Below are 19,482 nucleotides of genomic sequence, written 5' to 3' on the forward strand. Positions count from 1 at the left end.
ATGAGTGACTCGGCAGATAAGTGATGGTCGTTGTGAGACTCACTCGTTCGCCGAGTCACGGATTCGCTGCTCAGTAGCGGCCCAGGTTGAAGAACACGCCGACGGATACCTCCAGGCCGCCGGCGCTCAGGGCCCGGACGAAGTTGACCATTTCCTGCGACGGCGTGCCGTAACTGTACGTGTCGTTGAATACCACCGGGTCGCCGGTAATGCGCGCGCCGTAGCCGAGGGTGCCCAGCAGCCCCACGGTACCGGGCTGCCAGCGCAAGCCGCCGCGCAGGTGCAGCACCCCGCTGGGCCTGAAGCTGAAGTTGGCTTTTTCCTCGCGGGCACCCACCACCAGGCTCATATCCACGTTCTCGATGCGGCCGGTGCGGGCCAGGGCGGCCCCGAAATAGGGCGTCACGCGGCGGTCGGGGCGCAGGTAGTAGCGGGCGCCCACCCCGATTTTACCGCCGAGGCCCAGGCCCAGCCCGGCATTCACGTCGAGGTGCGGCGTGACCAGGTAGGCGTACTGCACGCCCCAGCCGTAGGGCGCACCCCAGCCCAGCTCGATGCCGAGGGTATTGGTCGAGTACAGCCCGGGCAGGGTGGGGGCCTTGTAAGGAGCCATTACGGGAGCGGCCGCCGGGGCCGGCCGGGCGGGCGGAACCGTGGGGTCGGGGCGGCTGGGCAGCTCGGTTTGGGCTGCGGCCCCGAAAGCAGTCAATACGGCCAATCCAGCGGCCCCGATAGCAGCGACGTAATGGTTCTTCATACCACGAAGTTGGCAAAAAGGGGCACGCACTGCTACTGCCGCGGCGCAAAAAAAGCCGGCCCGGGGCCACCGCCCGAAGGCGCAGCCCCGGGCCACTGCTCAAGCCAACGAAAATTTCCGGCGCATCCGCCGGCAGAGCCGGGGTGTGCAGCGCCCGAAGCACCGCCGTGGCGGCCCCGCCGTCCGTCGACGATGCGCGGGCTTAGCTGCCGTTGACGGTGCTGGTCGGGCTGGCTTGCCGGCGCTCCAGCAGCTCACCCAGCTTGACGTAGATAAAGTCGGCCGCCAGGTCGCGCAGCTTGTCGGTGGGGCCTTTCAGCACTTCGCGGTACTCGTGGGCGTGGCCTTCCAGCACGATGGTGACGAAGATGGTGCCCACGGGCTTGTCGGGCGTTTCGGAGGCGCCGGGGCCGAACAGGCCCGTAATGGCCACGCACACGTCGGCGGGCAGGTGCTTGTGCAGGCCTTCCGCCATTTCGTTGGCAATCTGCTGGCTTTCGGCGGTGTATTCGGTCAGGGTTTTCTTTTTCACGCCCAGCAGGCGCTGCTTGGCTTCGGCGTGGTACGTGACAACGGAGCCGAGCAGGACTTCGCTCACGCCGGTGGCCGGGGCCAGCTGGGCCGCTACCCAGCCGCAGGTGCAGCTTTCGGCCAGGGCTAGCGTGAGCTTATGCTGGAGAAATTTCTTGACAAGGGCATCGACGTCGGCTGATTTCATGGTGGGGTAGGGGAAAGGGACGGCGCGGCGTTTGCGCTTACTGCCCCGCCGCCCGATTGGTTGCCGCCCACAGCGGCCGCGACGCCATATGGCCGGCGCCATTTCGGTGATTAGTAGGATAATGGCCCCCCGTAATTGCGTAGCCGATATATAATATCCAACTCGGGCTTGATAATACTATAAGTCGCTGTATCTTTTCCGCCAGCTTTGCCAAGGTCTTTTACCCAATGCGCAGCTGCTGTTTCAGATTGTTCCTTTTTCTTCTCATTTATTACGCATGGAATACTTTTCCTCGCCCGGAGCCGGCCGCTTAGGCCAGCTAAAACGCACTGCCTGGCTGCTGACGGGCCTGGGCCTGCTGGCCCTGCCCGCCCTGGCCCAGCCGACGGTCAGCAGCGTGGCGCCCGCGCGCAACCAGCGCAGCGCGCCCCGCTCCAGCAACGTGTCGTTTACCCTCTCGCAGGCCCTGAACGCGGGCTCGGCCAACGCCCTGAAGGTGTTCGGCAGCCGCCGCGGCGGCCTGCTCAGCGGCACGGCCACCATCAGCGGCAACACCGTCACGTTTGACCCGGGCACCGACTTTCAGCCCGGCGAAACCGTGTACGCCACCCTGACCACGGCCGCCCAGAACACCAGCAACCAGCCGCTGGCCCAGGGGCAGGTGATGTCGTTCGTGGCCGCCGCCAGCGGCTCGGGCACGTTTGCCGCCGCCCCCAGCCTCACCGTACCCACTGCGGGCCAGGGCGCGGCCGTGGGCGACATCAACGGCGACGGGCTGATGGACATCGTCATGGGCACCTCCAGCAACGCCCTGGTGACCTTCCTGAACCAGGGCGGCGGCGTATTTCCGGCCACGCCCTCGACCAGCGTAATCACCAACGCCGGCCCCAGCCAGATTGTGCTGGGCGACGTGGACAACGACGGCGACCTGGACGTGGTGATACCCAGCTTCAATGCCTCCGGGGTGTCGGTTCACCGCAACGTGGGGGGCACGCTGGGCGCGGCCACCCTGCTGGGCGCCGGCGTCAACCCGCGCATGTCGGCCCTGGTGGACGTCAACGGCGACGCTTACCTGGACATCCTGACGGCCAACGTGAGCAGCAACACCGTCACGCTGAACCTGAACAACGCCGGCACCTTCGGCGCCTCCACGGTGGTGGCCAACGTGGGCGCCGGCCCCTTCGCCCTGGGCGCCGCCGACCTGAACGGGGACGGCCGGATGGACTTTATCGCCGCCAACGCCAACTCCAATAACCTGAGCGTGCGCCTGGGCAACGGCGACGGCTCCTTTTCCGGCACCGGCTTGGTGAACCTGGGCTTCACCCCCTTCGGTATGGCCCTGGGCGACCTGAACGGCGACAACATTGCCGACCTCGTCACGGCCAACCGCTTCGGCGCGGAAGTCGGGGTGGCGCTGGGCGTGGGCAACGGCACCTTCGGCACCCCGTTCACCGTGGCCTCGGGCGGCGCGGAAGCCATCGACGTGGCCCTGGCCGACCTGGACGCCGACGGCGACCTGGACATCGTGGTGTGCAATTACCTCGGCAACAACCTGGCAGTGTGCCGCAACAACGGCGCGGCCAGCTTCGGGGCGCCCACCGTCTATGCCGCCAGCACCAACCCCTTCGTGGTGACGACGGGCGACCTGGACGGCAACGGCAGCATTGATATTGTATGCTCTAACATCAGCAGCACCACCGTCAACGTGCTGCGCAACGGCGCGCTGACCGACCTGACGGTGAGCACCACCGCCAACATTCCGGCCGGCTCCTACAACAACGTCACCGTTACCGGCACCGGCGTGGGTACCCTCACCGGGGCCGTGTCGGTGGCAGGCGCCTTCACGGTGCAGAGCGGGGGCGTGCTGGCCACCAACTGCCAGCCCCTGACCGGCGCCGGGAGCTTCACGCTGCAGTCGGGCGCTGAGCTACGCATCTGCGACGCGGCCGGCATCAGCAGCACCGGCAGCACCGGCGCGGTGCAGGTGGCGGGCACCCGCTCCTTCAGCAACGACGCCACCTACCTCTACAACGGCACCGCTCCCCAGGTAACCGGGGCCGGCCTGCCGCCGCGCGTGCGCGACCTGGCCGTGAGCAACGGCACCGGCGTGACCCTGAGCACGGCCACCAGCGTGGCGCAGGTGCTGCGCCTGACCACGGGCGTGCTGAGCACCGGCGGCCAGAACCTGACGCTGCTCTCCGACTCGACGGGCACGGCCCTGGCCGTCAACGGCACCGGCAGCGCGAGCGGCAACGTGACGGTGCAGCGCTTTATCAGCCGGGTGCTGAACGCGGGGGCGGGCTACCGGCACTACTCCGCTCCGGTGAGCGGCAGCAGCGTGGCGGACCTGGCCACCGCCGGCTTTACGCCCGTGGTAAACGCCAGCTACAACTCGGCCACCAACCCCGGCGGCGTGACGCCCTTCCCGACGGTCTTCGCCTACGATGAAAGCCGGGTGCTGACCTCGCCGGCCACCACCTACTCCACCTTCGACAAGGGCTGGGTTTCGCCCGTAGCCCTGACCACGGCGCTGGACGTGGCCCGCGGCTACACCGTGAATATTCCCGGCAACCAGAAGGTGGACTTCGTGGGCACGCTCAACAACGGCACCGTGAGCCTGCCCCTCGCCCGCAACGGCGGCGCCAGCGGCGGCCTGTTCCTGGTGGGCAACCCCTACCCCGCGCCGCTGAACTGGAGCCAGGTCACCATCCCGACGGGTCTCGACAACGCCATGTACGTGTTCCAGAGCACCTCGCGCTACGGCGGGGGCTACCGCAGCTACGTCAACGGCGTGGGTGACCCGCTCGTCAGCTCTGGCCAGGGCTTCTTCGTGCGCCTGACGCCGGGCAGCAACGCGGCCACGCTGAACTTCAGCAATGCCGCCCGCGTGACCAGCTACGCTACCCAGCCAAGCTTTAACCGCGGCGGCGAAACCCGCCCGCTGGTGCAGCTGAGCCTGCAGGGCGACCCGGGCACCCCCGCCGATGAGGTGCACGTGTACCAGGAAGCCGGCGCCACCGCCGTGGTCGATGCCGCTTACGACGCGGTGAAGCTGCCCAACGCCCACGGCCTGAACCTGGCCGCCGTGGCGGCCGGCACCGAGCTGGCCATCAACGGCCTGCCCCTGCTGACCACCAGCACCGTAGTGCCGCTGACCGTGAGCGTGCCCCAAACCGGCCTCTACACCCTGCGCGCCGCCGCCCTGCTGAACCTGACCACCAGCACCGTGTACCTGCACGACGCCGCCACGGGCCAGGACGTGAACCTGAGCCTGCAGCCTGCCTACAGCTTCTCGGCCAACGCCCGGAGCCTGCCCGGCCGCTTCTCGCTGCGCTTCGAGCCCGCCCGCCCCACGGCGGCGCACGGCTCGCAGTCGGCCCTGGCCCTCGACGTGTACCCCAACCCCGCCACCGGCAGCTTCACGCTGCAGCTGCCCGCCGTGGCGGGGGCCACGCAGGCCGAGGCCACGCTCTTCAACGCCCTGGGCCAGCGCGTGCGCACCCAGACGGTAGCCCTGCCCGCCACCGGCGCCCGCACCACCATCGACGCGCGCAAGCTGGCCGCCGGGGTATACCTGCTGCAGGTGCAGGTGGGTGAGCACACCGCCAGCCGCCGCGTAACGCTGTACTAGGCGCGTCTTCACTGCCGGACGCAAAAAGCCCCGCCGACACCTCGGCGGGGCTTTTTGCGTCCGGCGGTTTGGGCCGGGTGGGTGGGGCGAAGCACCGCCGCGGGCTTATCTTGGGCCCGATGAGCTTCTCCTCCGAAAAAGAAAAAATGCTGGCCGGCGAGCTGTACCAGGCCAATGACCCGCAGCTGGTGGCCGAGCGCCGCCACGCCAAAGCTCTGTGCCACCGCTACAACCAGCAGCCCGTAGACCTCGATCGGGCCGTGCTGGCCGAGCTGCTCGGCTACGAAACCGACGCCCACCTCGAAGCCCCGCTGCGCTGCGACTACGGCTACAACCTGCGCTTGGGCCGCAACGTGTACGCCAACTACAACCTCACGGTGCTCGACTGTGCCCCCGTCACCATCGGCGACAACGTGTTCATCGCCCCGAACGTGGTGCTGAGCACCGCCGGGCACCCGGCGGAGGCCGGGCCGCGGGTGGCGGGCTGGGAGTTTGCCCGGCCCATCACCATCGGGGCGGGCGCGTGGCTGGGCGCGGGCGTCATCGTGCTGCCCGGCGTGACCATCGGGGCCGGCAGCACCATCGGGGCCGGCAGCGTCGTCACGCGCGACATTCCGGCGGGCGTGGTGGCCGTCGGCAACCCCTGCCGGGTGCTGCGCCAGCTGCCGGCCGCCGAGTAGCCGGCGCCGGGCCGCTCAGGCCGACGATTTGTGGTAAAAGAACGCTGCATGCCTACCAAATTCGCCGCAATCCGTACCTTACTGCCCGGGGCCGCTGCGCGGGCCCGCTCACTTTTTCTCCATTCCATTCCCATGGCTACTCAGCAAGAATTTCAGGATGCGGCCGACCGCGCCCAGCAACTCCCCAAAAAGCCCGACAACCTGACGCTGCTCAAGCTTTATGCCCTCTACAAGCAGGCCACCGAAGGCGACGTAAGCGGCGACCGGCCCGGCGGCTTCGACTTCAAGGCCATTGCCAAGTACGACGCCTGGGCCGGCCTCAGCGGCAAAGGCCCGGACGACGCCCGGCAGGAGTACGTGAACCTGGTCAACCAACTGTTCCAGCAGGGCTAAGCTGCTTGGGCGGTAGCACCGCCGATGGCCCTGGCAGTCATTGCGAGGCGGCACGACATTCCGCGCATCAAGCGGCGTCAATCCGTCCTCCAGGAGCACCGCCGACCCAATACTTACTACTTGCAAACAGCACCGCCCGAAACTGCGCAACAACAGTTTCGGGCGGTGCTTCTTTGTTGGTCGGTACACTGATCAGGACCGATTGGCTGCGCCTTCCGGCGGTTGCGTCGTCCTCGCAATGACAGCGGGTGCGGCCGGCGGCGTGCCTTACACCTTTTTGGGCGGCAAATCGAATGCTACGGCGTTGTGCTCGAAGTGCCCCTTGTGCGAACCGTCGCAGAAGGGTTTGTTTTGGGAGAGGCCGCAGCGGCAGATGCTGACCAGGGTGCGGCCCTGCAGGCCGTACTCGTTGCCCTGGGCATCGACGATGATGAAGTCTTCGCCTTCGACGCGCAGGGAGCCGTTGTTGTTGACGGTGAGTTTCGTGGGCATGGGGAACAAAAAAGGTAATGAGGTGACAAGTTAGGGGTGACAGGTAACAAGTGATACGGGACACGTTAAAAGAGCTGACCTGTTACCTGGCACCAGTTACGTGTCACCGGTCAACCGTTCAGCTTCTTGCGCATCACGAAGTCGTTCATCCAGTAGGGGCCGATGGGAATGTCTTCCTCGCGGTACTGCTGGAAGCCCAGGCGCTGGTAGAAGGTGAGGGCCGGGTTGTGGCGGTTTACGTTCAGCTCCAGCCACTGGCCGCCGGCCATGCGGGCGCCGCCCTCCACGGCCGTCACCAGGCGCTGGCCCAGGCCCAGGCCCTGGTGCGAGGGCAGCACGTAGAGCTTGTGCAGCTTGAACACCTCGGGTTCCGTGGCGCGGGCGCTGTAGGAGGCGTAGCCGGCGGGGTGGCCGTCGTAGTACACCAGCAGAAAGCGGTGGCCTTCGTCCTGCATCTGCCGCGCCAGCGAGGCCGGCGTGTAGATGACGCGGTACATGTAGTCGATCTGCTCCTTGCTGATAATGAAGCGGTAGGTGGGCTCCCAGGTGGCTTCGGCCAGCTCGATGATGACGGGAATATCGGCCGCGGTGGCCGGCTGAATGAGGACGGGAGCGGCTACCGGATCGGGCATAGGACGCGGGCGGAATATAATTTCGCAAAATAACGAACGTTCTTCCGGCCCGTAAGTGGGTTTGGCCCGAAATTTAAAGAGCCGGGTCGTAGCCCGGTTGCGGGCGGCACCTCCCAGCCCCGGGCCGTGTCTCTTTTTCCCCACAGTTGCTTGCTATGAAACGAATCCTGCGTTCCGCCGCCTTTGCCGCCGCGCTGCTGGCTGCCACCGCGGCCACGGCCCAAACGACGCCGGCCAAAACGCCCACCAAGACCTCCACGCCCGCCAAGACGCCCTCCAAGGCTTCCACCACCACCGACCAGGTTATTTCCGACGTGGAGCGCGACCTGGGCGTGTTCCGCGAGTGGATCAACGACCGGCTCGACAAGGCCGACGTGGTGACCAAGCGCGAATTGCCGCGCATCAAGGAAGAATACGAAACCCAGAGCACGCGCATCGACCGCGGCCTCGACAGCCTCACGGCGGCGGGCAAGCGCGAGTACGCCGGCCTGAAAAACCGCTACGAAAGCTGGGAAGCCCGGCAGGAGCGCCTGGAAAAGCAGGCCAGCCAGCCCGAAACCGCCCAGCAGACCCAGACGCGCATGCTCGGCGAAAACGTAAACCTCACCACGGCCCGCGCCTCGGAGATGACCGACCTCTACGGCCGCTTCATCGACTACGTGCGCACCAACCGCAAAAACTGGGCGCCCGAAGACTGGGCCCAGGCCTCGGTGGTGCTCACCCGCCTCAACCAGCGCTACGAGAAAGTGCGCGACCTGATCGACGTGGATGACCGCCTGCGCATCCGTTCCTGGCAGGCCGAGTTCCGCACCCTGGAACAGGCCAAGAAGACCAAGGAGGCCGTTAGTGAGAAGTAACGGACGTCTTCCAGCCCGTCATGGCGCGCTTGGCGAGACATCTCGCGTGCTGACGCCTGGTAGTAAATCAATCGTTCAACGAAAAGGTTAGCACCCGAGCGAGGTGTCTCGCCAAGCGCGACACGACGGGCTGATCGGACCAGGGCCGAAACCCTAAGCGGCTGCGCCAGCGCGTCGGAAGGCGTGCTGGCGCAGCCATTTCCAGGCCGCGCCCACGCTGTAGAACGTGCGCAGATCCACTTCCTGCCGGATTTTGTCGATCAGGGCCGCGTTTTCGAACGACACCATCATGTCGGGGTTGATGACGTAGGCGAAGGCCTGCAGGCCGCTGGCTTTGGCCCGCGGAATCCACTCGTACTCAATCCACGTCATGGCCTCGCCCCAGTCGCCGCTGGTGCCGCGCTTGTCGTTGAGCAGGCCCACGGGGTGGAGCTGCTCGTGCCAGGGCAGGCTGGCTTCGGCCACCCGAATGACTTCGTCGGCGGTGAGGTGGCCGTGCCAGCGCACGTAGAGCACGCGCTCCTTGTCGAAGAAACCGAAGTCGGCCACGCGCTGCCCGTGGTCGTCGTCGACGTGGTAGACCAGCTCGGCGGGCGAGTGGATTTTGCAGGTGCGGGGAAAGGGGACAGATGGCGGCATATATATAAGTTACCTTATTTTTTGCGGCGGCGCAATTCCTCCACGCACAGCGCAATCGGGCGGCGGCTTTGCTGTACTTTTGTCGGCCTCATTCTGAATTCGCCCTCCACCCATGCATATCGCCATTGTCGGCAACATCGGCGCCGGTAAGACCACCCTGGCTCACAAGCTGGCGCACCACTTTCAGTGGGAAGTGTTTCTGGAAGACGTCGACGACAACCCCTACCTGAAGGATTTCTACGACGACATGCCCCGCTGGGCCTTCCACCTGCAGGTGTACTTCCTCAACAGCCGCTTCCGCCAGACGCAGCGCATCAAGCAGCTGCAGGCGGGCAACAAGGGCGTGATTCAGGACCGAACCATCTACGAGGACGCCCACATCTTCGCGGCCAACCTGAACGAGTCGGGGCTGATGAACGAGCGGGATTTCAACAACTACCGCTCGCTCTTCGATTCGATGATCAGCATGGTGGAGCCGCCCGACCTGCTGCTCTACCTCAAGGCCGACCTGCCCAAGCTCATCCAGCAGATCGAGAAGCGCGGCCGCGATTACGAGACGCACATGCGCATCGAGTACCTCAAAAACCTCAACGAGCACTACGAGCGATGGATCAGCAGCTACGACTCGGGGAAGCTGCTCGTCATCGACGTGAACCAGCTCGACTACGTGACCCGCCCCGAAGACCTGGGCCTCATCATCGAAAAGATTCAGGGCACGTTGTTCGGTTTGTTTTAGGTGACAGGTGACACGTGACAGGTTTGGGGTAGGATGGATAAGTCTCCCGCGACCAAAAAGGCCGGCTGCTCACTCAGAGCAGCCGGCCTTTTTGATTGGCGCGGCACATCAGCCTATCACTTGTTACGAGGCACCTCTTGCTTATCACCGCCAGACCTCAATCCCCCAGCATGGCCTCGTTCAGGAAGCCGACGAGGGGCTGGGCGGCTTGCCAGGCGGCCAATACGCGGTCGGGAAAATCGGGGCGGAGCACTTCCTGGTCGGAGAAGGAGCGCCACACGAAAAAGCTTTTCAGCCGCAGCCACTCGATGTCGGGGTCGTTGCGGTCGTAGCCCTTGGGGGCGGTGCGCAGGGCCTGGCTCTGGTCGAGGCCGCCGGGGAATTCGCGCAGCAGCTCGGGCGACTGGCGCAGGGCGTGGAAGGCATCGGCGTTGTAGTGAATTTCCTGGCGGATGCGGGCCAGCTGCTGGGGCTCGGGCTGCCAGCGGCCGGCACCCACGTAGGTTTCGCCGCCGGCTTCGAGGGCCACGAAGTAGCCGGCCCAGGGGCTCTGGCGGCCGTCGCGCTTCAGGCCGGCGCCCATGTGGTTTTTGTAGGGCTCGTCGCTCTGGTGAAACCGGTCGTTTTTGTTGATGCGGTACATCACGTCGGCGGGGCTGAGCGCCAGCAGCGCGGGCTCGAACTGCTGGGCGCGCTGCAGCAGCTCGGTGATAAGCGTGGTGTAGCGTTTGCGGGCGCGCTGGTAGTCGGCGCGGTGCGCGTCCATCCAGGGCTTGTTGTTGTTCTGCTTGAGCTGGCGCAGAAACTCAAGTACGGGGGCAAGGTCCGTCACGGGCGGAAGGGGAGTGGGGGAGAACGGAAAGCGGGCCGGCCGGCCCGGTGAAGAACAACCAGCGCCGCCCGCGGTTAGTGCCGCCCCAACAGAAAAAGGCCCGTTGCCGGGCCTTTGCTGAAATCGGAAGAGCCGCACCAAAGCCGCCGCTAGTGGCGCCGCAGCTGCTGGGCCATCACGCCGGAGGGCGCCGCGTCGTTGAGCGACCAGTCGTAGGGTAGGTACTGCACCGTCGCGTCGGGGGCTACCGGCGTGGCGGCGTAACGGTTGAGGAAGGCAATCAGCCGGGCTGCGTCGCCGAACTCGGCGGCGTGCCAGTCGAAGACGCTCGATACCTGCACGGCCCCGGCCGTGAGTTGGTTGCGGGCGGGGTCGTTGACGAAGCGGCGGGCCTGGGCGTCGAGCTGCTGGTGGAGGCGCTGGCCGCAGTAGGCTTCGGGCAGCAGGCCGGGGCTGGAGGCGGCGGCGCAGTGCAGGGCCAGAAAGCGGCGCGGGTCCTGGGGCAGCAGCCGGGGCAGAATTTCGCGCTCAATCTGGTTGAGCGAGTATTGCTTGCCACCCACGTTGACCTCGGGGGCCTCCCATACCGAGCGGTAGCCGCCCACGGTTTTTACTTTGATGTCGCTCAGGCGCTGCACCGGGTAGTAGGCCACGGCCAGCTGCACGGTGTAGGCGTTGTATACGTTCAGCCAGAAGGCTGCCTGATCCGGGCGCGACCAATCGGCCTGGGGCGTGGTGCGGCGCAGGGCCTGCAGGTAGCCGCGCAGCTGGTCGTCGTGCTCGGCCAGGGCGGCGTAGCCCAGGCGGCCGTCGGCCTGCACGCTCCGTTTCAGCAAATCGTCCCAGGGCTGGTGCAGCAGCTCCAGGGTGTTGTTGTCGGCGCGGGCGCTGGTGGCCGCCAGCAGGGCCAGCCACAGCAGCAGCTGCGACCAAGCGAAACGGGTTTGGAACATTGCTTAGGTGCGGGCAGAGCAGGAAAAGAACTTGCGCAAGGCAGTGATTTTCCTGTTTTGGGATAAAGGTCAACTACTTATGCGGGGCGAAAGTACAACTGAAACGGTATTTTGCCAATAGCCGATAAAACTTTGCCGTCTAAATACCCTTCATTCAATTTATAAGCCCTACCTGTTATTCCCGAAATGGGACGCAAGACCAGCGGGCCAGCTGAAACCGATGCCAAACCGCTTCAACCAGGCCGGCCCGCACCACCAGCACCAAGTGTTCCGGTAGCCGGGGCGCCGCCAGCAGGGCCGTTAGGGCCGGGGCCAGGCCAAGGCCGCGCAGTTCCAGCGGCCCGATTTCATCAACTACCAGCCACTGCACGGCGGGCTCGGTGGCCGCTCCTCGCAGGACTGCATTGGCCCAATTGAAAGCCGTCGGCGAAAAGCGGAAGCGGCCCACCTGCTGCACCGGCCACTGGCCCGGCCGCGCCGCCGCCGGCCACTGCAGCCCGCTACCGAGGTCGAGGAAGTGGCGCTGGCCGTGGGCGTCGGTGGGCATCAGCAGGCCGCCGACGTTGGGGCAGCCGGCGGCCCAGCGGCGCAGGCGGGTGGTTTTGCCGCTGCGGATGGGGCCGCTGAGCAGGTGAATCTGCATGGCATCAGGCGCCCGGTCGCGCGTCGGGACGGAGGAAGACGTTGACGGCCAAGGCGCGCCCAAACCAGCGCAGCCGGCTCAGGCCGCGGTGCCCCGCCGAGTGGCGCCAGCAGCGGGCTACCAGCTGTCGGGTGGCGGGCAGCAGGGCCAGTGTCTGGCGCAGGTCGGCGGCCCAGCGGCCGCGCGGGCGGGTAAGCCAGTGATGCAGGCGCTGCGTCAGCCAGGGGCCGAGCAGCAGGGCCCAGGCGCCGTAGAGCAGCACTGAGCGCAGCAGCAGGCCGCCCAGGCGGTGCTCATTGGCTACGGCGGCCGGCGCCCAGCCCAGCGCCGCCGCCAGCCACAGCAGCAGGCAGGCTGCCCACAGCCCGAGCAGCAGGCGGCTGATGCGCCAGCGCCGGGCGCGGCGCGTAGGAGCGGAGTCTTCGCCGGGGGCGTCTTCGTCCTCGTCGGCGGGGTCGGGGCGGAGCTGCAGCCAGGCGTAGCGCTGCACCAGGCCGGGCAGGCGCGCGGGCAGGCCGCCGGCCCACCAGCCCAGCGCCGCCCCCACCAGCGCGTGCGCGGCGAAGTAGAGGCCCACCAGCCAGAGGGCGTAATTGGGCTGCCGGGCGGCATCCGCCCCGAGCAGGCCGCGCACAAAATCGTTGAACGCCGCGGGCAGGGCCTGCCCGCCCAGCAGCCACAGCGTGAGCACCCGCTGCCCGGCCGACTCCACCAGGGTGAGCAGGCCCAGCAGCAGGCCGCGCAGGCGGGGCAGCGCCCGCGGCCAGCTCAGCAACTCGCCCAGCAGGCCCTGAAAAGCCACCGCCACGTAGGCGTTGGGGGAGGTGTGCGGGCTGAGCAGGGCCTTGATGGTGAGCACCACCAGCAGGGCGCGCAGCACGGCGCCGGGCCCGCGGCGGTAATGGCCCAGCAGCGTGAGCACCACCACGGCCGCGCCGCCCACCAGCAGGCCCGTCACCGGCAGCCGAAGCGCGTGCAGCACCCCGCCGAGCAGGGCTTCGCTGAGCGCCCACAGCGCCACGAGGCGCGGCAGCAGCAGCGGGGGAAGGGCAATGGCGGGGGCAGCGGTGGTCGGGGACATAACACCAGATAATACCGGGCGGCCAACGTGAATCGGCGGATTCCGCGTCGGGCGGGGCGGAGGGCGCGGGGCGCGCTAGGTGAGCGGGTGGTGGCTGAGCACGCGGGCGGCCTCGCCCACGCGCACCAAGCCCCGGGCGGGCCCGACGACGTTCATGCCGAACATGACCTTGTTGGCCTTGGTGCGGTAGCTGGCCAGGGTGCGCAGAGGCTCGGGGCCGCGCTGGGCGGTTTCCTGGTCGGTGGTGGTGAGCACGCAGCGGGCGCAGGGCCGGATGCCGTGGAAGGTCAGGTCGCCGAGCTGAAACTCGTACCAGGTGTCCTCGGCGTAGGGCGTGGCGCCGCTCACCACCAGGTTGGGGCGGAAGCGGTTCATGGCCACGGCTGCGGGCAGGCGCTGGTTCAGGTCGTCGAGCGAGGCCTGGCCGATGAGCAGGTAGGGGTAGGCATCGGCGAAGCTGACCAGGCCGGGGGCGTGGCCGCCGTCGGCGTCGCGCAGGGCGGCCTCGGGCATGTGCACCAGGCGCACGGGCAGGCCCAGGGCTTCCGTCAGCCACTCGTCGTGCTCCTTCAGCCCGCGGAAGGCAAACACCATATCGTCCCAGATGGTAACGAACTGCGTGCCCTTATGCTCGGCCTCGAAAGGCACCAGCAGGGGGCGCAGGTCGGGGCGCTGAATGTGGCGGATAATGAAGCCGTTGTGGGCGTAATCGAGGTGGAGCAGCGCCATCTGCGGGTGCGTGCGCTGCGTCAGGAACTGCCCGCGCTCATCCACCACCAGCCAGCGCCGGTCGTGGCGCAGGCCGCGGGTGGTCAGCTGAGCCTCGGGCACGCGCAGGCCGCCGAGCGACTTGACGGGGTAGAGGTACAAATCGGTCAGGGTGAGCGGAGCGGGGGTATCGGCCATGGGGCGAAGGTACGGCTTGCGCGGGAGTGCGAAAGGGGGTAAACTGCGCCGCCGCGGCCGATCAGCGCGGCCCCCGCCTATGCTGCCCGCCGCCCCCCTGCCCGCCGAAGCCCCGGAAACGCCCGCCGCGCCCGCGCCGGATGCCTGCCTCAACTGTGCCGGCACGCTGCTGGCCGGGGCCGGCTACTGCCCGCACTGCGGGCAGCCGCGCCCGCACCGCCTGTCCACGGCCCACGTGCTGCACGAAATCCTGCACGTGTTCACCCACGCCGACAAAAGCATTTTCGGCTTTGTGGGCCAGGTGCTCACGCGCCCTGCCCGCGTAGTGGCCGACTACCTGGCTGGGCGGCGCAAGCGCTACTTCAACCCGTTTCAGTTTCTGCTGCTGGCCGTGGGCGTGGCCACCGTGCTGGCCGTGCAGCTGCACTACTATGAGCGCATCGGGGAGCAGGTGCAGCTGGCCATGCAGGCGCACGGGGCCCCGGCCGCGGTGCTGGCGCGGGTGGGGCAGTACTTCCACGCCGTCGGTAAGTTTTTCAACGTGTGGTGGCTGGCCCTGATGCCCCTGCACGCGCTGGTGGCCTGGGCCGTGTACCGCCGCCGGCTCAACTACGCCGAGTCGTTTTTTCTGCTGGTCATCGTCGGCAGCGTGTTTCAGCTCTACCTGATTTTGGCCTTGGTGAGCGTGTTTCTGGTGGTGGGGCTGGAGCCGGGCAGCAGCACCGCGCTGCTGCAGGCTACGGTGTACGTGGGCTACCTCACCTGGATCGGGCGGGGCGGCCTGGGCCTGCGCTGGCCGCGGGCCGTGGGCAGCGCTCTGGTGGTCAGCATGCTGGCCGGGGTCATCAATTACGGCCTCAACTGGCTGGCTTTCTGGGGCTACGTGATGCATTTTCGGGTGCCGGGATGAGCGCGGGCGTGGCAAAGCCCGGCAGCCTGCGATGCGCCGGCTGATGGGCGTGCCCCGGGCTTCCTGCCCTGCCTCGTTAGTGCAGCGGCCGCTTCTTGATGAGGCCGCCGCGGGTGTCCTTGATGCTGTGCATCAGGATGAACGCCTGATGGTCGATGGCCTCGACCTCGGTGCGCAGGCGCGTCAGCTCCAGGCGGGTGACGGCGGTGAAGACAATGTCGAGGCCTTCCTGCTGGTGGCCGTGGCCGCCGTAGCCGGTGCGGCCCGCGTAGATGGTCACGCCGTGGCCCAGCTTCTCGGTAATCATCAGCCGGATAGCCTCGCTGCGCTTGGAAATGATGGTGACGCCGGTGTACTCCTCCAGGCCGTCAATCATGAAATCGACCGTCTTGGAGGCCGATAGATAGGCCAGGATGGAGTACAAGGCGGTTTCGACCGACAGAATCCAGGCCGCCACCAGGAAGATGACGATGTTGATGAGCAGAATCACGTCGCCCACGCTCAGCGGGCTTTTGCGGCTGGCGAAGACGGAGAGGATTTCGGTGCCGTCGAGCACGCCGCCGCCGCGGATGGTGAGGCCGATGCCCGCCCCGAGGAAAAATCCGCCGAAGACGGAAATCAGCAGCTTGTCGGTGGTCAGCACCGGGAAGGTGACGAAGTAGAGCACCAGGGCCAAGCCGAGAATGGCCAGCCCGGCGCGCACGGCCACCACCCGGTCGAGGTGAAAATAGGCCAGCAGCAGAAACGGCGCGTTGATGACGATGATGAGCACCGACAGCGGCCAGCCCGTTACGTGCGCCGTCAGGAGCGACATGCCCGTCACGCCCCCGTCGATAAAGTCGTTGGGCAGCAGAAAGCCCTTCAGCCCCAGCGCCGCCGAGAAAATGCCGGCCAGCATGAGCCCCGCGTTGACGAGCTGCCGCCGCAGCAGCCGCCGGGCCTGCTGCCACAACTCATGGTTGGAGGGGCCGGGCGTGGGGCCGCCGGCCTGTTGCTGGCGGAGGACGTTGCGGATAATGAGTTGTTGGATGAGCATGCGGCGGCGAGGCTGGGTGTTGGTGCTAGGTACGGCCAAAGATGGGTTTTTGACCGGAATGAGCGGGCCCCAACCGGGTGGTCACAAAAAAAAGGCGGCCCAGCGGACCGCCCTTTTCCGGGTTAGTATGCAACTGATGACCGCGCCCTAGATGCCGGCGCGGATGATAATCCAGTTCGTGCCGTCGGATATGGCCGTGACGACCTTGGACGAGCCCGTGGTGTTCATGTCGAAGGTGTTGCCGCTGCTGATGGTGTTCGTGCCGTCGAAGATGGAGCTGTTGCTGGAGAGCTTAGCCGCGATGCTGCCGCCGTTGCGCAGGTAGTAGATGCGCCCTTTGCAGGAGCTGGCCGCCGGCAGAAAGTAGTGCTGGTTGCTGGTGCTGCTGGGGGCCAGGCCGTAGTAGCCGGCACCGAGGTCCGTCTGGCTGGGTATGCCCTGGTCCAGGCCGTTGGCGCTGCCAAGGGGGCCGCCGCCGCCGCCGTAGCCGGTCTGCACGCCCACGGCAAAGGTGCCGTTTACCTGCAGGCTGCTGCTGGGCGCCGACACGCCGATACCCACCCGGATGGCGTCGTTGTTGCCGGGTAAGGCCCCGAGGACCAAGGAGTTGCTCTGGGTGACCGAGGCGCTGTTGCCGATGATGTAGGCATCGTATAAGCCCGGACTGGCCTGCACGCTGCCACCGATGAGGATGTTGTTGTTGCTGTTGTTGTTCAGGTTAGTGCCGGAAAAGCCCCCAAAAATGAGGTTGCCATTGCCCAGGGGCCGGCTCGCGGTCTGACTGCCGGCGGAGTTGCCGACGAACACGTTGTTGCCGCCACTGGTCATGTTAACCCCGGCATCGTTGCCCAGCAGAGTATTGCCCGCATCCGTCGCCTGTTGGCCGGCCCGGTAGCCCACGAACGTATTCGAGCCGGCGTTGCTGCTTTCCCCGGCTTTGGCCCCCACGAAAACGTTCTGCGTGGCATTCGTCACCGCCACGCCGGCATTGAAGCCCAGCAGCACCGAATACGAGGAGGGCGTGTTGTTGCCCAGATTCACGCGGCCGTTGCTGAACACCCGGAAGGCCTCGGTGCCGTTGCGCTTAAAGATGAGGTCCTCGTTGTTGTTCGAGCCCAGGAACTGGTTGCCGTCGAGGGTGTTGCCCGTCAGGCTCCAGCCGCTGCTGCTGGGGATAGTGGCCCAGGTATTGTCGCCGCGCAGGAAGGTGCTGCTGCTGGCCGTGCCCGTGGCGGCCAGCTTCGGGATGGTCACGGCATCGTCGGCCAGCTTGGCGCTGTTCACGGCGTTATCGGCCAGCTTAACGTTCGTCACGGCGCCGGAGGGCAGCTTCGAGGTGGTCACGGAATTGTCGGCCAGCTTGAGGCTGGTCACGGCGTCGTCGGCCAGTTTCGCGTTGGTTACCGCTTCGTCGGCCAGCTTAACGGTCGTCACGGCCCCGGTGGCTAGTTTGGCGGCGTTTACCACGCCGGTACCAATGCTGGGGTTCGGGTAAGTCCCCGACAGGTCGCCGCCGGCCGCGCCGCTGGGCGTAGCGGTGGGTGCTGCCCAGGTGTTGTCGCCGCGCAGGAAGGTGCTGCTGCTGGCCGTGCCCGTGGCGGCCAGCTTCGCGATGGTGACGGCGTCGTCGGCCAGCTTAGCGGTATTGATGACGCCGGCCGCTACCGTGGGGTTCGGGTAGGTGCCGGTCAGGTCGCCGCCGGCCGCACCGCTGGGCGTGGTGGCCGGGTTCAGGTACACCCAGGCGGCAGGGTTGCCGGCGTAGTACCAGAAGCCCGTCTGGGTGCCGCCCGAGGCGGTGCCGTCGGTCTGGTACACCATCAGGCCCTGGGGTGGCGAGGCAATGGCGGTGCGCTGGGCCTGCGTCAGGCGCGGAATCAGCAGGCCCCGGTCGGTAGCTGATATGTCCAGCGCGGCTTTGGCATTAGGCGAAGTAGTGCCGATGCCGATGTTCTGAGCCAGGGCGGCCGGGGCAGTCCCCAGTAGCAGAGCAGCGGTCAACCAGGCAGCAGGTTGTGGGCGGCGTATCATGTTGGTCATAGGCGTGTAGCGCGTCGAATCTGGCCCCAAATCTAGCCGCTTACCCCCGCCGGAAGGATAAAGCACTTTGTACCCTAATCAGGTGACAAGGGACTTTCCTAAGCGGAGCAGACCCGGCGGCCCGGCCGGGCTACACCGGCACCGGGCAGTTCCAGAGCCGGCGCAGCCCGTCCAGGGAGCCGTTGAACTGGTCCCGGTCGCAGGGCCCGATGCCGTCCACGCTGTGCGGAGCGGGGCCGTTCACGCCGTCGGTGTACTGCCACATGGTCCAGGTATGCCAGGCGGCCGGGTGCGTGGGGTAGGGCACGTCGGCGTAGCGGGCCACCCACAGCCAGCACTGGGTCAGAATGGCGCTTTTGTCGGCCTGGAGCTGGGTCAGGTAGCTGTCGGTGGAGTACAGGCCGGGGTAGCGGCCGGTTTGCTGGTGCACGTACTGCACGAAGTCCTCGGCCTGCTTCACCGTCATGCACCCACCGCTGCCGCTGCTGTTGTCCTCGAAGTCGAGCACCAGCAAATCAGTGGCTGCGGGCGCCGTCACGGCCAGAAAGTGCTTGGCCTGGGCGACGCCGTCGGCGTTGGTGCCGAAGTGGTAAGCGCCCCACAGCAGCCCGACCGACTGGGCCAGCGGCTTGCGGCTGGAATAGCGCGCGTCCACGCTCTGCGTGTCCTGGGTAGCCTTGTGAAACATACCTACGATGCCCTGCGCGGCCACGGTGTTGAAGTTGATGTTGTCCTGCCAGTGCGAGACGTCGACGACGGCGTTGAGCATAAATCAAACGATGAGAAGTAAGGAACAAGAACCGTCGCGGCCGGGCTAGCTGGTAAGGTCGGCCGAGCCGGGAAAAAGCGCTTCGAGCCGGGCTTTCAGCGGGGCCGAGATGTAAGGCACCGTGAACAGAATGCGGATGGGGGCGCTGTTGGTGGTGTCGACGGCAGCGCCCGCCGGCAGCCGGCCGAAGTTTTTCAGCTCGCGGGCCCAGAGCGGGCTGGGCTTGAGCAGGTACAGCCGCACCGCGTAGGCCTCGCCGGGGCCCAGCGGGTTCAGGTACTCGCCCAGGTTGATGCCCCACTCGCTGGAGCCGGTGCCGCTGGCCGCCAGCTCCGTCGACCAGTCGGTGCCCACCATCGCGAAGCCCTCGTCGCTGCCCATCGGCACCTCCAGGTTGAGCACGCCCAGCCCCGCCTGTACCTTGGTTTCCAGCCCCCAGGCCACGCCCACGTAGTCGCGGCTGCTGATAAACGCCGACCCGCCGACGGTAAAGGCCGATGTCGCCTGAAAGGAGCTGCGCTGAATGCCCGTTTCGGAAAAGGCAAACTCCAGGTAGGGCAGGTTGCCATCGGGACCGAAGCAGTTGGAGCCAAAGCGGCTGACCACTTCGTGCACGTAATTTTCCTGGTAGCTGGCGGTTGAGCTGCCGTTGGCCGTGCCGTACACCTGGCTGTAGTTCACGCCGTTGAACGTGAAGTCGCTATGCACCGTGCCCGGGCTGTAAAACAGCTTGCGCATCCGGTGATTGATGAATTCTTCCTGGTAGGAGAGCAGGTT

20 protein-coding genes are annotated in these 19,482 nt (G+C 66.8%); 6 read left to right on the forward strand and 14 right to left on the reverse strand.

Translation table 11 applies throughout. The annotated features are described in order from the left end of the window. Positions 1–70: 70 nt before the first annotated feature. Positions 71–757 (reverse strand): hypothetical protein, encoded by a 687-nt coding sequence (locus tag DLM85_RS14540; protein ID WP_133257067.1) that lies wholly within the window; start codon positions 755–757, stop codon positions 71–73. 202 nt (positions 758–959) lie between these two features. After that, a complete protein-coding gene (locus DLM85_RS14545; RefSeq protein ID WP_111478836.1) occupies positions 960–1,475 on the reverse strand; it encodes a CinA family protein in 516 nt (171 codons plus the stop codon). 277 nt (positions 1,476–1,752) lie between these two features. Here DLM85_RS14545 and DLM85_RS14550 point away from each other — a divergent pair, with 277 nt between their 5' ends. From DLM85_RS14550 to DLM85_RS14560, 3 genes are all read left to right on the forward strand, one after another. After that, positions 1,753–5,106 carry an FG-GAP-like repeat-containing protein gene (locus tag DLM85_RS14550; RefSeq protein WP_111478837.1) on the forward strand — a complete coding sequence of 1,118 codons (3,354 nt, stop codon included), beginning with the start codon at positions 1,753–1,755 and terminating at the stop codon, positions 5,104–5,106. A 119-nt stretch (positions 5,107–5,225) separates the two neighbouring features. Further along, a complete protein-coding gene (locus DLM85_RS14555) occupies positions 5,226–5,786 on the forward strand; it encodes a sugar O-acetyltransferase (RefSeq protein WP_111478838.1) in 561 nt (186 codons plus the stop codon). Between the two features lie 132 nt (positions 5,787–5,918). Next, on the forward strand, positions 5,919–6,179 hold the full coding sequence (locus DLM85_RS14560; protein ID WP_111478839.1) for an acyl-CoA-binding protein: 261 nt from the start codon (positions 5,919–5,921) through the stop codon (positions 6,177–6,179). 267 nt (positions 6,180–6,446) lie between these two features. Here DLM85_RS14560 and DLM85_RS14565 read toward each other — a convergent pair whose 3' ends face one another. Both DLM85_RS14565 and DLM85_RS14570 read right to left on the reverse strand, forming a co-directional pair. Beyond that, entirely contained in the window at positions 6,447–6,671 is a 225-nt protein-coding gene (locus DLM85_RS14565; RefSeq protein WP_111478840.1) for a CDGSH iron-sulfur domain-containing protein, read from the reverse strand. Positions 6,672–6,781: 110 nt separating this feature from the next. Continuing rightward, complete coding sequence (locus DLM85_RS14570) at positions 6,782–7,303, reverse strand: GNAT family N-acetyltransferase (protein WP_111478841.1); 522 nt, start codon at positions 7,301–7,303, stop codon at positions 6,782–6,784. A 155-nt stretch (positions 7,304–7,458) separates the two neighbouring features. Here DLM85_RS14570 and DLM85_RS14580 point away from each other — a divergent pair, with 155 nt between their 5' ends. Further along, positions 7,459–8,160, forward strand: a complete 702-nt coding sequence (locus DLM85_RS14580; RefSeq protein ID WP_165822144.1) for a hypothetical protein — start codon at positions 7,459–7,461, stop codon at positions 8,158–8,160. A gap of 153 nt (positions 8,161–8,313) precedes the next feature. Here the strand turns inward: DLM85_RS14580 and DLM85_RS14585 are convergent, their stop codons facing one another. Continuing rightward, the gene (locus tag DLM85_RS14585; RefSeq protein ID WP_111478844.1) at positions 8,314–8,799 is read right to left on the reverse strand and encodes an STAS/SEC14 domain-containing protein; all 486 of its coding nucleotides are present in this window, start codon (positions 8,797–8,799) and stop codon (positions 8,314–8,316) included. A 112-nt stretch (positions 8,800–8,911) separates the two neighbouring features. Between DLM85_RS14585 and DLM85_RS14590 the strand changes: the two genes are divergently transcribed. Then, positions 8,912–9,535 carry a deoxynucleoside kinase gene (locus tag DLM85_RS14590; RefSeq protein WP_111478845.1) on the forward strand — a complete coding sequence of 208 codons (624 nt, stop codon included), beginning with the start codon at positions 8,912–8,914 and terminating at the stop codon, positions 9,533–9,535. A gap of 157 nt (positions 9,536–9,692) precedes the next feature. Here the strand turns inward: DLM85_RS14590 and DLM85_RS25500 are convergent, their stop codons facing one another. The 5 genes from DLM85_RS25500 to DLM85_RS14615 form a co-directional block, all read right to left on the reverse strand. Beyond that, complete coding sequence (locus tag DLM85_RS25500; RefSeq protein ID WP_165822145.1) at positions 9,693–10,367, reverse strand: DUF2461 domain-containing protein; 675 nt, start codon at positions 10,365–10,367, stop codon at positions 9,693–9,695. Between the two features lie 149 nt (positions 10,368–10,516). Further along, the gene (locus tag DLM85_RS14600; RefSeq protein ID WP_111478847.1) at positions 10,517–11,320 is read right to left on the reverse strand and encodes a DUF547 domain-containing protein; all 804 of its coding nucleotides are present in this window, start codon (positions 11,318–11,320) and stop codon (positions 10,517–10,519) included. 175 nt (positions 11,321–11,495) lie between these two features. Beyond that, positions 11,496–11,963 (reverse strand): hypothetical protein, encoded by a 468-nt coding sequence (locus DLM85_RS14605; protein ID WP_111478848.1) that lies wholly within the window; start codon positions 11,961–11,963, stop codon positions 11,496–11,498. 4 nt (positions 11,964–11,967) lie between these two features. After that, complete coding sequence (locus DLM85_RS14610; protein ID WP_111478849.1) at positions 11,968–13,044, reverse strand: hypothetical protein; 1,077 nt, start codon at positions 13,042–13,044, stop codon at positions 11,968–11,970. A gap of 75 nt (positions 13,045–13,119) precedes the next feature. Next, positions 13,120–13,950: an MOSC domain-containing protein gene (locus DLM85_RS14615; RefSeq protein ID WP_111478850.1), complete on the reverse strand. Its 831-nt coding sequence runs from the start codon at positions 13,948–13,950 to the stop codon at positions 13,120–13,122. 79 nt (positions 13,951–14,029) lie between these two features. On the opposite strand from DLM85_RS14615, the gene DLM85_RS14620 reads away from it, so the two are divergent. After that, positions 14,030–14,860, forward strand: a complete 831-nt coding sequence (locus tag DLM85_RS14620; protein WP_165822146.1) for a DUF3667 domain-containing protein — start codon at positions 14,030–14,032, stop codon at positions 14,858–14,860. A 76-nt stretch (positions 14,861–14,936) separates the two neighbouring features. Here the strand turns inward: DLM85_RS14620 and DLM85_RS14625 are convergent, their stop codons facing one another. The 4 genes from DLM85_RS14625 to DLM85_RS14640 all read right to left on the reverse strand — a co-directional run bounded on the left by DLM85_RS14625 (position 14,937) and on the right by DLM85_RS14640 (position 19,443). Beyond that, on the reverse strand, positions 14,937–15,896 hold the full coding sequence (locus tag DLM85_RS14625; protein ID WP_111478852.1) for a YitT family protein: 960 nt from the start codon (positions 15,894–15,896) through the stop codon (positions 14,937–14,939). Positions 15,897–16,043: 147 nt separating this feature from the next. After that, the gene (locus tag DLM85_RS14630; protein WP_111478853.1) at positions 16,044–17,897 is read right to left on the reverse strand and encodes a hypothetical protein; all 1,854 of its coding nucleotides are present in this window, start codon (positions 17,895–17,897) and stop codon (positions 16,044–16,046) included. Between the two features lie 169 nt (positions 17,898–18,066). Continuing rightward, the gene (locus tag DLM85_RS14635; RefSeq protein ID WP_111478854.1) at positions 18,067–18,705 is read right to left on the reverse strand and encodes a glycoside hydrolase family 25 protein; all 639 of its coding nucleotides are present in this window, start codon (positions 18,703–18,705) and stop codon (positions 18,067–18,069) included. A gap of 45 nt (positions 18,706–18,750) precedes the next feature. Continuing rightward, on the reverse strand, positions 18,751–19,443 hold the full coding sequence (locus DLM85_RS14640) for a hypothetical protein (RefSeq protein WP_111478855.1): 693 nt from the start codon (positions 19,441–19,443) through the stop codon (positions 18,751–18,753). Positions 19,444–19,482 lie beyond the last annotated feature (39 nt).

The sequence above is a fragment of the Hymenobacter edaphi genome (assembly GCF_003258365.1).
GTDB classification, from domain to species: Bacteria; Bacteroidota; Bacteroidia; order Cytophagales; family Hymenobacteraceae; genus Solirubrum; species Solirubrum edaphi.